Annotated in this window: 9 protein-coding genes; all 9 read right to left on the bottom strand. The window is 36.1% G+C overall.

Annotated features, from left to right (window positions below; all coding sequences use genetic code 11):
* Window positions 1-66: 66 nt before the first annotated feature.
* The 9 genes from HHX25_RS08555 to nrfD all read right to left on the bottom strand — a co-directional run bounded on the left by HHX25_RS08555 (window position 67) and on the right by nrfD (window position 14,863).
* Window positions 67-1,953 (bottom strand): OmpA family protein, encoded by a 1,887-nt coding sequence (locus HHX25_RS08555; protein WP_169672158.1) that lies wholly within the window; start codon window positions 1,951-1,953, stop codon window positions 67-69.
* Between the two features lie 19 nt (window positions 1,954-1,972).
* Window positions 1,973-2,929: a PorP/SprF family type IX secretion system membrane protein gene (locus HHX25_RS08550; RefSeq protein WP_169672157.1), complete on the bottom strand. Its 957-nt coding sequence runs from the start codon at window positions 2,927-2,929 to the stop codon at window positions 1,973-1,975.
* 29 nt (window positions 2,930-2,958) lie between these two features.
* Complete coding sequence (locus HHX25_RS08545; protein WP_169672155.1) at window positions 2,959-7,653, bottom strand: gliding motility-associated C-terminal domain-containing protein; 4,695 nt, start codon at window positions 7,651-7,653, stop codon at window positions 2,959-2,961.
* Window positions 7,654-8,004: 351 nt separating this feature from the next.
* Window positions 8,005-9,798 carry a cytochrome c oxidase subunit I gene (locus HHX25_RS08540; protein ID WP_169672153.1) on the bottom strand — a complete coding sequence of 598 codons (1,794 nt, stop codon included), beginning with the start codon at window positions 9,796-9,798 and terminating at the stop codon, window positions 8,005-8,007.
* Between the two features lie 30 nt (window positions 9,799-9,828).
* On the bottom strand, window positions 9,829-10,896 hold the full coding sequence (locus tag HHX25_RS08535) for a cytochrome c oxidase subunit II (protein WP_169672152.1): 1,068 nt from the start codon (window positions 10,894-10,896) through the stop codon (window positions 9,829-9,831).
* Between the two features lie 30 nt (window positions 10,897-10,926).
* Window positions 10,927-12,282: a quinol:cytochrome C oxidoreductase gene (locus HHX25_RS08530; RefSeq protein ID WP_169672150.1), complete on the bottom strand. Its 1,356-nt coding sequence runs from the start codon at window positions 12,280-12,282 to the stop codon at window positions 10,927-10,929.
* 22 nt (window positions 12,283-12,304) lie between these two features.
* On the bottom strand, window positions 12,305-12,856 hold the full coding sequence (locus HHX25_RS08525; protein WP_169672148.1) for a c-type cytochrome: 552 nt from the start codon (window positions 12,854-12,856) through the stop codon (window positions 12,305-12,307).
* Between the two features lie 9 nt (window positions 12,857-12,865).
* Window positions 12,866-13,399 carry a DUF3341 domain-containing protein gene (locus tag HHX25_RS08520; RefSeq protein ID WP_169672147.1) on the bottom strand — a complete coding sequence of 178 codons (534 nt, stop codon included), beginning with the start codon at window positions 13,397-13,399 and terminating at the stop codon, window positions 12,866-12,868.
* A gap of 9 nt (window positions 13,400-13,408) precedes the next feature.
* Window positions 13,409-14,863: an NrfD/PsrC family molybdoenzyme membrane anchor subunit gene (gene nrfD / locus HHX25_RS08515; protein ID WP_169672145.1), complete on the bottom strand. Its 1,455-nt coding sequence runs from the start codon at window positions 14,861-14,863 to the stop codon at window positions 13,409-13,411.
* Window positions 14,864-14,866: the final 3 nt, after the last annotated feature.

Genomic DNA, 14,866 nt, shown 5'->3' with positions numbered 1-14,866 from the left:
TCCAAAAAGGAAAGGCTCAAGCAAATAATTGGTTAAAATTATGGCTAGTTATAAAGGATTGGTTGGTTAATTTGTAATTGTAAATTCGCAGCGTCTGTTTATATCATATTCTTTGTCACTACAGATACCTTCTTTAATACATTCATTAAGCGGTTGCATTTCTCCATAACCAATACTTTTTAATCGGTTTCTACCTATGCCTTTACTTACTAAATATTCTAAAGTGGATGCTGCCCTGCTTTTAGATAAGCTTAAGTTGTATTGATCTGGACCTCGTGCATCTGTGTGTGCTGAAACTTCGACTTCCATTTCTGGGTACTTTTTCATTAAATCCACAAGCACGTTCAACGTTGTTGCAGCATCTTCGCGAATGTTAGACTTATCGAAATCGAAATAGATTTTATCTAATTGAATTTGAACATCGCCTTTGTTATTTTCTTTTACACGCTCTTCAGCATCTGTATAAGCTTCTAGTGTTAAATAAATATTGTGGCTTATTTTCCCTTTGCTATCTGTTGAGAATTCAACATCCTGTGGGATGTATGCTTTTCGTGTTCCTCGAACTTTATACTTTTTGTTAGGTTCTATTTTAAATAGATAATCTGCTTTTTCCCCTACGATAGTATCTTGAATTACCGTACCTGTTTCATCAAATAATGTTACTAAAGAGCCTGCTAATAGTTCTTTACTGCTTTTATCCTGTACAATACCTTCTACCAAATACTTGGTCAAAATATTTTCTTCTCTTACAAAGCCATACAACCTGTCGTAACCATTTCTATTTGAAGACACGTAGCCTTTATTATTTTTTTCTCTTATAGTGTATGCAAAATCGTCTAAGCTACTGTTTATGGTGCCTCCTAAGTTTACAGGTTTATCAAAACTGTTATTTACCACATTGCTTCTAAATACATCTAAACCACCATAACCTTGATGACCATCTGACGAAAAATATAACACCCCAAGATCGCTTATATAAGGAAATTGCTCACGGTGTTTTGTATTAACTTTATCTCCCAAGTTTTCTGGCTCTCCATAAGTACCATCGTCGTTTATAGACACTTTATAGATATCGAATCCACCCATAGTTCCAGGCATATCACTAGCAAAATAAAGCGTTTTTCCATCCTTACTTAAGGCTGGATGTTCTGTACTGTATGTATTTGAATTGAATGGCAATTCTGTAACGTTTGTCCAGATACCATCTACCAGCTCTGCCCTAAAAATTTTAATATGTGCAATTCTTTCGGCATCTGTTTTGGTTCGGGTTTTATTGGTTCTATTAAAATACATCGTCTTAGCATCGCTACTAAAGGTGGCGCTACTTTCATGGGACTCTGTATTTATTTCATCTGAAAAGGGTGTAATATTTTCTAAAACTCCATTATCGGTTATTGTTGCTTTATATAAATCTAAATATGGCAATTTATTCCATGAATAGGAGGGGTTTTTACTATTTCTTGCTGAAGCAAAAGCCACTTTATTATCGCTATAGAACGACAAACCAAAATCGCTGGTTGAATTAGCACTTTCAATTTGTTTTAGTTTGAATGTATGTGGCGTTGTTTTATCTAAAGCCTCTATAAAAGCAGACGTATTTATTCTTTTATTGTAATATCTACTTAAATGGAAATCGGCATCTTTATAGTTTTTGGTTCCTTTTAAGGCCTGTGCATATCTAAAATGCAATTCAATATCTATAGAATCCCCATAAGTAACGAATAACTCACGATATGTTTTTATAGCTTTCTGCAAATTCGCATTGTAATAATAGCTATCTGCTAAATTTTGAAGCACTTCTTGGGTACGTTCTTTCTTTTCATAAATTTCTGCCGCTTCAACATAAGCTCTCATTTCGAAAAGCTTATTGGCTCTTTTCAAATTGCCTTTTTGCGCTAATGCTATTCCACTAACTAATAAAAGGCTTGTAAATATGTATATATGTTTTTTCATTTTTATAGTCTTTTTATATTTAGAAGAATCTAGGAGAACGGTCGTACCCGCCTTTAAGTCCGAATAAGTCAACATCAAACAAAATAAATATTTCATGGGACCCCGAATTAAAATCACCTAATGTTGTCGTTGTAAAATCGTAAGCATAGCCAATTTTTAATTCTGGGGTTATTCTAAAACTAGCCAATCCGCTTATGGCATCATCTAATCGGTATCCTACCCCTACTTCAAATCTGTCATTAAATAACACATTAGCTGTTATATCTAGAGCAAAAGGGGCACCTCTAACTGATTTAGCCATAAAGGCCGGTTTAAATTTTAAGTCCCTGTTAATATCAAAAACATAACCTCCAGTTAAAAAATAATGAATGTCCTGAATACCTGTAGATTTTACACCGTTTTCTGTTTCTATATGCTTTGTTGTTAACAAATTCGGAGCCGATAAACCAATGTAATAATTTTCGGTAAAGTAAAATGCTCCAATACCAAGGTTAGGAAATGTTTTATTGATGTTTTCATTGAATGCCACATCGGTGGTTACGTTACCTGATTGTAAATTGAAGCCATCGAAGTTAACATCAAATAACGTAAATCCTGCCTTAATACCAAGGGATAATTTTGCTTCGAACCCTACGGGTAATACATAAGCAAAATCTGCATAAATATTATTTTCACTTACAACATCACCTATATTATCATTTGTAAATGAAATACCGATTTCTATTTTCTCATTAATGGGTGTATGAGCAAAAAAAGTTCCTGTTTTAGGGGCACCTTCAACACCAACCCATTGTGTTCTGTACATACCTCCCAAATTTAGAATCGCTTCATCTGCTGTTGCATAAGCTGGATTAATAACGCTCATATTATACATATACTGTGTAAATTGAGGGTCTTGTTGTGCTAAACTTTGAAATGACAAGAGCGTCAGACTTAACAAAGCAGCTATTTTATGATATATATTTAAATTTTTCATTGTTTCTTAAATTTTGCTTTATCTATAAATTATCTGCTTAAGTATAAGCGTCCTTGTTCTGGTTTGTTTTCTCCATCATTGAAATAGAAAATATAATAATAGACTCCTACCGGTAAATCGCCGTTTCCAACTGTTCTAGATTGATTGGATGTACCATCAAATCTTGGTGTATTGGAATTTCCTTTATAAACAATGTTTCCGTAGCGATTAAAGATTTCTATGACAAAGTCTGGGTATAGTATATGTAGATTATCAAAATCGTACGTATCATTAGTGCCATCTCCATTGGGTGAGAACCCATCTGGAAGTATTAATTTGCCACAAGCTGTTAAATCTGTAGTAACTGCTAAACGAACACTGCTTTCACAACCTGTTGTAGCATCTACTAAAGCGGCATAATAAGTATTATCGTGATCTAAAATGGCATTGCCTGAAACAACTGTACCGTTTGTTGCGGCATCATACCAAACTATATTATCTGTTGAGGCGTTATATTCTGTAATGTTTAATGACAGATCAATAATTGTCGGACCATCATTAATACAATATTCTATCGCAGTGTTTATTAATGTTGGTGTCGGCGTATCATTAACAATTACATCAACCTGTGCACTTATTGAAGATTCGCAACCAGAAGCATTTGTTTGCGTCGCATAATAATCTTCCCCATCTACCAATATATCTGTAACATTAAGCGGCATTGTTAAAGCTACATCTTCATACCAAATAACTGTTCCCGTAACAGTTATGGCCGAATCTAAGTCTGCAACTGTTGGGTTATCTACCAAACAAAATTCCATTGTTGCATTATTTATAACTGGAGGCGAAATATCGCTAACTGTTACCGTTATTTCCGCAAAAGCATCTGTTGTACAAGGCGAGTTTGCTGTCACTGTATACCTGTAAACACCATCTGAATCTACTAAAGGATCGAAAACACCTGTACCACTTGTCAATGCAGGCGACCATGTTCCTCCCGTATCTGCCCCTCCTAAATAGGTAAATAAATCTGTTGGACCATCAATGACACAAATTAGAGTGGTATTACTCGTTCCTGCGTTTGGTGCCTGTGTTACTGTTACTACAACCTGACTACTCGAAGTACCGCAGGCATTAGTATGCGTATACAGATAAGTATCACCCGAATCAACAGCTGGATCAAAAACACCTGTTCCACTTGTTAATGCCGGCGACCATGTCCCTCCTGGATCTGCAGTTCCTAACAGTGTGAACAAATCTGTAGTTCCATCGGTACTACAAGCGTCTAAAATATTATCCGTTCCTGCATTTAAAGGCTCTTCAATAGAAACTGTTATGGTTGTACTGTCATCTATACATGGCGAAGCGGCTACCACATAATACGTAAATTGATAATTATTAGTACTAAATCCTGTAACGTTATATGTTGTTGGATTTACAACTACTGTTCCCGTATTGTCTGGGCCTTCATACCAAGTTCCTCCACTATCCTGAGAACCATCTAAACCATCAAAAAGGTTTATTGTAGTGTTATTACACTCGGAAACCCCAGGGCTATTAGCTACTCCAGCATTTGGAGATTGATAAATTGTGGCGATAACTTCTGTCCTTATTGAGGATTCGCAACCCGTGGTTGCATTTGTTTGAGTTGCATAATAGGTTTCCCCATCTATTAAAGCCGTTGTTCCATCTAAAGGAGAGCCTCCCGTTGCATCATCGTACCATTGTATAGTTGTTCCTGTTGCGACCAAATCTGTAATACTTGCTGCATCACAAAATGCCTGCGATGCTGTTGCTGTTGGTACTGACGTATCATTTATTATAATTGATACAGTTACATCTGGATCATCACAGATTCCAATGGCATCGACATCAAATGTAAAATTGTATGTTCCTATAGCGAGCCCATCTATGGTGACCTCATTTCCCGATAAAGCTCCCGAGGTATCATCATCATTCCATGTCCCTGTCTGGTCTTCTCCTGTTAGTAGATCAAACAAATCTACTGTTTGAGCTGCAGTAATATCTACAATACAAAATTCTGGGAAAGATGACACTGGTGTTCCAGATTCGGGAGCATCGTTAATCGTAACAATTACAGTCGAACTATTCGTACATCCGTTAGTATCTGTTATACTATATGTAAAGTTATAGGATCCAATAGCCAAAGCTGTTAAATCTACATCGCTACCGCTTAATGCACCTGAAGCATTATCGTCTGTCCAGGTACCTCCGCTATCTTCCCCAGTAAGCTGACCGAATAGATCTAAGGGGGAGTTCGCAACTAAATCATTTTCACAATATATGGCTGGTGCTGGTGTCCCTGTATTGGGTAACGGGTTTATTACTATGGAAACGGTTACATTTGGGTCATCACAGCCACCAATGGCATCCACATCGAAAGTGAAATCGTAAGTTCCTGAAGCAAGACCATCGATTGTCACTTCGTTTCCTGATAACGCGCCTGAAGCATCATCATCATTCCATGTTCCTGTCTGGTCCTCACCCGTTAATAAATCGAACAGATTTACCATTTGTACGGTTCCCTGACAAAACTCTGGAAAAGATGCTACTGGTGTTCCAGATTCGGGTGCATCGTTAATCGTGACTATTACAGTCGAACTGTTCGTACATCCGTTAGTATCTGTTATGCTATATGTAAAGTTATAGGATCCAATAGCCAAAGCTGTTAAATCTACATCGCTACCGCTTAATGCACCTGAAGCATTATCGTCTGTCCAGGTACCTCCTGTAGCTTCTCCTGTAAGCTGACCGAATAGATCTAATGGAGAATTTGCAGCTAGCTCATTTTCACAATATATGGCTGGTGCTGGTGTCCCTGTATTGGGTAACGGATTTATTATTATAGAAACGGTCACGTTTGGGTCATCACAGGTTCCAACAACATCCACATCAAAGGTAAAATCATAGGTTCCAGCTATAAGGCCGCTAATAGTAACTTCGTTTCCTGACAGTGCTCCTGAAGCATCATCGTCATTCCATGTCCCTGTCTGGTCTTCGCCTGTTAGTAAATCAAACAAATCTACTGTTTGTACATCCCCTTCACAAAACTCTGGGAAGGTTGCTATTGGTGTTCCAGATTCGGGTGCAGGCTGAACTGTTATGGTTATGGGCTCTGTGTCAGAACACGTTCCATTATCAATCGTGTAGTTAAAAGTATAGGGGCTTCCTGTTACTGTTAGCGTTGTAATGTCTATAGGGTTGGTTACGGGAGCATTTGTTGCATCTGTCCAGACCCCTCCATTATTATCTTGAGATCCATCTAAAGCATTAAATAGATCATAAGGAGAATTTATTATCAACTCATTCTCACAAAATGTAGCATTTATAGCAGTTCCAGCATTGGGATCTGCCAGTACAACAACCTGAACGGTTGTAGATTCTTCGGTACAAGGTGTTAGGCGGTTTTGCGTATATGTAAAATTGTAAGTTCCTGGTGTAAAAGCCCCAGTTGTTAAATCTATAGGTGAGGTGACTGCAGGATCTGTACTTAAAGTTCCTTGGGTCCATTGACCATTGGGGTCATGATTTTCTAATAACGTTGTCAAGTCAAAGTTCGAAGGTAGACCAGATTCACAAAATGTTGCTGGGTTTGCTCCCGATGGATTCCCAGAAGACAATGGTTCGTAAATTGTAATCGCTACGGTTGAAATACCTGGCGGGCAAACACCTGCTGTCGAAATGGTATATGTAAACACATGTGTACCTGCTATTAGCGTTGAAATATTTACAGTTCCTAAGTGTCCGTTTGTTGTTGATAAAGGCCCTGTCCAATTTCCTGTTGTTTGCGGAAAGCCTCCCAGTTCATCAAACAAATTAAAATCTGTAGCAGGTATATTATCTTCACAATATTGCAAAGTTCCTGATGAACCCGCATCTACTGGAGTATCAATATTTACAGTTACTGGTATGGGGTTACTGTCACAGAATATATCGTCTATTTGAACATAATATGTATTCCCATCAACTAATGGTGTTGATAATGATAATGATGGTAATACAGGATTCCCAAAACCATCAAGACCTGAATACCAATTAATATTGGTTGCTAAAGTACCCGTATCTAAATCAGCTAATGTAGGGTTTGTACTTGCACAAAATTCTTGTGGGCTGGTTGGTGTCGGATCTTGTGGCGCATTAATCACAAATATTTGACCTGGTTCAAATTGGCTTCTACATCCTGAGTTATCAATAAATACAACGAGTACGTTTGTTCCAAGCAGTGGTAACACATCGGTAGGGTTTGCCAAAACGGGAGGGTTTGGTGGTATGGATGAATAATATACTTCAACACTCCCACCCGAAGGGATACTAGGTGTCAATACATCATCAATATAATCTTGAATGATAGGGCTTGTATTACTACAATAAATACGGTCTAAAAACCGTCCAGTCGGGTCTATTGTAAAATCTATAGTTATTGATGCCCTAGAACCACAAGAACCAGAATTATCGTCGGCATAATAGACCCCTTCAATGACGAGTCCAGTTGAATCAAAAGGAACACCTCCAGTGGCCACATCATACCATACAATACCATTACCTCCATCTGTTGCATAAGTACTTAAATCGTTAAAAGTAAATCCTGATGCATTACAAATAGCAGGTGGTGCAGGATCTGTTATTGTAGGACACTGTGCATAAACTGACAATGAAGTGCACAAGAACAGTAACATATAGAATGTACTCTTTAATACATTTCTAAATAGTAATGTTGTTTTCATAATCGAAAATTTAGATTCATATCATAAAAGCTTATGGTAAAACGCCTTAAATATTGTCAAGAATTTTAACATAAAGTTTTTAACAAAATCATTCGATGTGCAATTTAACGGATTTTTTTGTGTTTTATCGATTAATTAATGAAATATTTACCATTCATCGATAAAATGAGTATTTAAAAGAGATTTGAAGCTTTTTTAGATTGCTTTTAAAGCTTAAATTATAATTTATAGAATTATTTTGTAAGTATAATCCTACTTAAAAAGAAGAGAAAATGGATAAACAACTAAAAGCCAAAGCCTTTCTAAATTAGAAAGGCTTTGGCTTTATATTAAAAATTATGTTTTTGTATGCTAGTGTTGCAACTCTTCTTCCCCTTCTTTAAGAGGAACATTTTGAGGAACAAAATCTACATCATGACCTGGTTTACTATAATCATAAGCCCAACGATGTACATGAGGAATTTCACCTGGCCAATTTCCATGCATATGTTCTACTGGCGCTGTCCATTCTAATGTTGTTGATTTCCATGGGTTCTGCGGCGCTTTCTTTCCGAAGAAAATACTAACAAAGAAATTGTATAAATAAACGATTTGAACCACACCACCTATTAAAGCAAATATGGTGATAATAACGTTTACATTAGCTAAATCATCAAACAAAGGGAAGTTACTGTTTGTATAGTAACGACGTGGTAATCCAGCCATTCCAATAAAATGCATAGGGAAGAACACACCGTAAGCACATATTGCAGTAATCCAAAAGTGGATGTATCCCAAGTTTTTATTGAGCATTTTACCAAACATTTTTGGATACCAATGGTAAATTCCTGCAAACATACCATATAAAGCGGATATACCCATTACTAAATGGAAGTGAGCAACCACAAAATAGGTATCATGTACATTGATATCTAAAGCACTATCTCCAAGAATAATCCCTGTTAAACCTCCAGTAATAAATGTTGATACAAAACCAATGGAGAATAACATCGCAGGATTCATTTGCAAGTTTCCTTTCCAGAGTGTGGTTATCCAGTTAAATGCTTTAACCGCAGATGGTATAGCAATTAACAAGGTTGTGAATGTAAATACAGATCCTAAAAATGGATTCATTCCTGAAACGAACATATGGTGTCCCCATACAATTGTAGATAGGAATGCAATTGCTAATATAGAAGCAATCATCGCACGGTAACCAAAAATAGGCTTACGTGAATTGGATGCCATAATTTCAGACACTAGCCCCATTGCCGGTAATATCACAATATATACTTCTGGATGCCCTAAGAACCAAAATAAATGTTCAAATAAAACAGGAGACCCTCCTTGATAGTGTAATACTTCGCCTTGAATAAATATATCTGATAGGAAGAATGATGTTCCAAAACTTCTATCCATTATTAATAATAAGGCTGCAGATAATAAAACAGGAAATGAAACCACCCCAATAATTGCTGTCACAAAAAATGCCCAGATCGTTAATGGTAGTCTAGTCATAGACATCCCTTTAGTACGTAAGTTAATAACTGTAACGATATAGTTAAGTGATCCTAATAATGAGGAAGCAATGAATATTGCCATAGATACTAACCATAAAGTCATACCCATACCAGAACCTCCTTGAGCCATAGGTAAAGCACTTAATGGTGGATAAATAGTCCACCCAGCTGCAGCAGGGCCTGCTTCTACAAATAAAGATATGACCATGATTATACTTGATAAGAAGAATAACCAATAAGATACCATATTTAAAAAGCCTGATGCCATATCTCTTGCACCAATTTGTAACGGAATTAATAAGTTACTAAATGTACCACTTAAACCAGCTGTTAATACAAAGAATACCATAATGGTACCATGTATGGTTACCAATGCTAGATAAATATCTGCATCCATAACACCATCTGGAGCCCATTTACCTAATAATGCTTCAAACAATACATTAGGTTCTTCAGGCCATGCGATTTGCATACGAAACATCATAGACATTAATACCCCTATAACGCCCATAATGGTACCTGTAATCAGGTACTGCTTTGCAATCATTTTATGGTCTTGACTAAATATATATTTAGTTACAAACGTTTCTTTATGATGATGTCCGTGGTCGTCGTCGTGTGCGTGAGTATCTGCGTGTGCTGACATAATCTTATATCGTTTTTATCTTTTAATTAGTTAATTTATTAGAGAGTTTTTAAATGCTTTTTGTTCTTTTATCCAAGCATCATATTCTTCTTGAGTTTCTACTACGATCTTCATTTGCATGTTGTAGTGAGACTTCCCACAAATTTTATTACATATTAACAAGTAATCAAACGTGTACGGCTCTAAAGGCTCTTCTCCTTTAGCTAATAAAGGTTTACTATTCTCTACTCTAATATCATTAATTTTTTTAACTTTCTCTTTCATTTGAGGTGTTTCACGCATATCTGCCGTCGTAACTGTTGGTGTAAAACCAAATTGGGTAATCATACCTGGTACACAATTCATTTGTGCTCTAAAGTGTGGCATGTAAGCGGAGTGTAATACATCTTGAGAACGCATTTTGAATAATACAGGTTTTCCAACTGGCAAATGTAATTCTGTGGTAATGACGTCATCTTGCGCATTAGGATCTGCTTCATCTAAACCTAAGATATTGGCGCGATCGATATCAATTAAACGCACATTGGCTTTTCCCAAAGTGTTATCTGCACCACCATATCTGGCTTTCCAGTTAAACTGTTGTGCATATAACTCTACTACCAAAGGGTCATCACTTTCATCAACACCCATTATATTAATCCAAGTGCTTAATCCGTATATAATCAAACCAGCTAGAACGATTACAGGAATGATTGTCCAAATGGCTTCTAGTTTATTATTATCTGCAAAGAATAAGGCTTTCTTTCCTTTTTCACCTTTATATTTAAAGGCAAAATAATGTAATAGAAACTGTGTGATGGTCTGTACTATAAAGATAATTACCATAGAGATAACCATTAAATTATCAATAGTTGGACCGTGTGCAGAAGCAGAATTTGACATTAATGGTAAATCACCCCATTTTACAAAGCATACAATAGTTATTACATAAATGAAAGCTAAAAAGCCCATCATTAAATACCCATTCATTGTATTATCCTTATCGGTAGCAACTCCTGTATTTTCGTTTTTAGCTTGTGCTAAATCAAAAATCTTTACCATCTGCCAAATGGCTACTAAAATAAATACTAAAACTATAATTGTTAATAAAGCAGTCATTGTTATCGTTCGTCTTTATTTATATCTTAATTAATAATGAAAATCTTCACTTTCTTTTCTAAAAGGATATCCTTTTACTAGTAATGGTGCTTTGGTTAAAGCAGTAAATACTATAAATATGAATAGCCCTGCGAATAGTAATACCGAGCTTATTTCTGGAATTCCTATAAACCATCTATCACCAACAGTAGCTGGCATGATCATATTGAAAATATCAATATAATGACCTGCTAATATTACCAATCCAGCCATAACAACAAACCAAGGAATACGTTTGTAATCGGCGTTCATTAACATAAGTATCGGGAATACAAAGTTCATAACAACCATACCCAAGAATGGTAATTTATAATCTTGGAAACGCGTTACAAAATAAGTCACCTCTTCTGGTATGTTAGAGTACCAAATAAGCATGAATTGTGAGAACCATAAGTAAGTCCAAAATATACTGAATGCAAACATAAACTTAGCCACATCGTGCAAGTGATTCTCATTTACAAATTCTAACTGTCCCTTAGACTTTAAATATAAGGTAATTAATGCCAGCACTGTTATACCACTTACAAACATACTTGCAAATACATACCATCCAAATAATGTAGAGAACCAGTGAGGATCTACACTCATAATCCAGTCCCAAGACATCATAGATTCCGTGTAAATAAAGAATACTAAAAACCCTGCTGCAATACGGAATGATTTTTTAAAGTTACTCTTATCTTCAGCTGTATCTTGAGCAATTGAAAATTTTCGTGAAAAATGACGGTATAAACTCCATCCTGCAATAAAGATTAAGCCACGAATAATAAAACCTGTTTTATTTAGCCAACCAGACTTACCTGCTACCAACTTATCAAAATGCTCACTTTCTGGGTTTACCATATCTGGATTCATCCATACGAATAGATGATCACCTGCAAAAACAGCAATTGCTAATACAATAAGAGCTCCAGGTAATAAATATGCTGTCATACCTTCCATAACCCTAAACAGTACTGGAGACCATCCTGCTTGTGATGCAATTTGTATTGCGTAAAATGCTAATATTCCTAGAGCGATCATCATAAAGAAAAAAGCAGCTACGTATAAAGCAGACCATGGTCTGTTGTGAATTTGATGCTGAACGTGCTCTACATGTTTCTTATGTCCATCAACTTCAGCATGATCATTATTTCCATGACTATCTGCTACGTGTGTATCATGAGCTGGAGCTGCATGCGCAGCTTCTTCTCCGTGCCCACCTCCATGATGTGCTTCTTCTGCAAGCAAGTGCTCAACTTCTTCAAAAGATTTATGAGATGTTATAAAACCATATCCAACACCTAACGCTCCTAAAATCATTAGTATGAAAGAAAATGTCTTTAATTTATTTGAAAATGTATACATATCTATAATAATCTTATCAATCTTACTTTTCTAAATCTGATTTTAACTTCAACACGTATGCTACTACTTGCCAACGTTCTTCTTCCTTCAATTGGTTTGCATAAGAACCCATTGCATTTTTACCATAATAAATAGTATGGTAAATACTTCCAGCAGTTATGGCTCTTCCTGCGTCATCATAACTTGGGATACCAAGAATTTTTTCACGCTTTACAAGCTTTCCTTGGCCATTCCCTTTGTTTCCATGACAAATACCGCAGTATATATCGTATAGTGCTTTTCCTCTATCTAAATCAACTTGAGTAGAATCTAAAGCACTTACCAATGTAGTTTTAGCCAATTCGTACCCTTCTGTTGAATTTTCAATATCAAAAGGTATAAATCCTCTTGGAACAGATCCTTCTGCAGGCAATTGTGCTTCTACACCATTAGGAAACGCTGCTTCTCCATAAGTTTCATATCCTGCAGATTCATACATATTAGGCATGAATTGATAGTTTGGAGCGGTATCTTTTTTACATGATACTGCTACTAAAACCACTGCTACTACTAATATTTTAATTAAGCTTTTCATATGACTAAATTAATGAGCTTCTTTATCAACTAAATTCACTTCAACTGCTCCAGTTTCTTTAAGCAAGTCTTCTAATTCATTTTCGTTACCATGAACGGCGATTTCCATTAAGAAATGGTCGTCTGTTGTTCTTGGATCTGGATTTTCGGCTTTTTTAAATGGCCACATTCTACTGCGTAAGTAAAAAGTAATTACCATTAAATGTGCCGCAAAAAACACCGTTAACTCAAACATAATTGGTACAAATGCTGGCATGTTTTCTAAATAACTAAAACTTGGCTTTCCTCCAATGTTTTGAGGCCAGTCTTCAATCATGATAAAATTCATCATGGTAATAGCCACTGTTAAGCCTACTAACCCATACATAAATGCCGTAATAGCAATACGTGTAGGCGCTAACCCCATAGCTTTGTCTAACCCGTGAACTGGAAATGGTGTATATATTTCTTCTATATGATGCTTTTCTGACTTTACCTTTTTAACAGCAGACATTAATACATCATCATCCGTATAAATAGCGTGAATTACTTTTGAAGCTTCCATATGCTACTCTTAGTTGTTTTTTGTTTCTTTATTATTATCTCCAGAGGTTCTAGGATCTGCACCAGTTCCTACTAAACTCTCTCCTGCTTCTCTTAAGTTCTTATATTTTTCTCCAGAAGATTTTAAAATCGTCTTAACCTCTGCCTGTGCAATTACAGGGAATGTTCTGGAGTATAATAAGAATAGTACAAAGAAGAAACCTATCGTTCCTATAAAAATTCCAATATCCACAAATGTAGGTGAGAACATCGTCCAAGAAGATGGTAAATAATCTCTATGTAATGATGTTACAATAATTACAAAACGTTCAAACCACATCCCTATATTTACCACAATAGAGATAAAGAAAGAGAACATAATACTTGTTCTTAGCTTCTTAAACCACATAAACTGTGGAGAGAATACATTACAAGTCATCATAGCCCAATATGCCCACCAGTAAGGTCCTGTAGCTCTATTTAAGAATGCATATTGTTCATATTCTACACCAGAATACCATGCAATGAATAACTCGGTTATATAAGCGACACCTACAATAGAACCAGTAATCATGATGATAATGTTCATTAATTCTATATGCTGTACTGTAATATAATCTTCAAGGTTACACACTTTTCTCATAATAATAAGAAGTGTATTTACCATTGCAAATCCAGAAAACACCGCTCCTGCAACAAAGTAAGGTGGAAATATAGTGGTATGCCAACCTGGAATTACCGATGTTGCGAAGTCAAACGATACAATAGTATGTACCGAAAGTACTAATGGTGTTGCTAAACCTGCAAGTACCAAAGATACTTCTTCGAAACGTTGCCAATCTTTAGCACGACCAGACCATCCAAAACTTAATAGGGCATATATTTTCTTTTGAAAAGGTTTAATAGCTCTATCACGTAGCATAGCAAAATCTGGTAATAAGCCTGTCCACCAGAATACTAATGATACAGACAAATAAGTCGATATTGCAAATACATCCCAAAGTAATGGCGAGTTAAAGTTTACCCAAAGTGATCCGAACTGATTTGGGATTGGCAATACCCAGTATCCTAACCATGGACGACCCATATGAATGATTGGGAATAATCCTGCCTGAACAACAGAAAATATTGTCATTGCTTCTGCAGAACGGTTAATCGCCATTCTCCATTTCTGACGGAATAATAATAGTACCGCAGAAATAAGTGTTCCTGCATGACCAATACCAACCCACCAAACGAAGTTAGTAATATCCCAAGCCCAACCTACGGTCTTGTTTAAACCCCAGGTTCCAATTCCTGTTGATATCGTATAAATGATACATCCAATTCCCCAAAGAAAAGCGACAAGTGAAATACCAAAAACTATCCACCACTGTTTATTTGCTTTTCCTTCAACAGGTTTTGCCACATCTACAGTAACATCGTGATATGATTTTTCGCCTGTAACTAAAGGTCTTCTAATAGGTGCTTCGTAATGAGACGCCATAAT

The organism is Flavivirga algicola (genome assembly GCF_012910715.1).
Taxonomy (GTDB): Bacteria; Bacteroidota; Bacteroidia; order Flavobacteriales; family Flavobacteriaceae; genus Flavivirga; species Flavivirga algicola.
The sequence above is the reverse complement of the archived record's forward strand: the minus strand, read 5'-3'. Positions and strand labels throughout refer to the sequence as shown.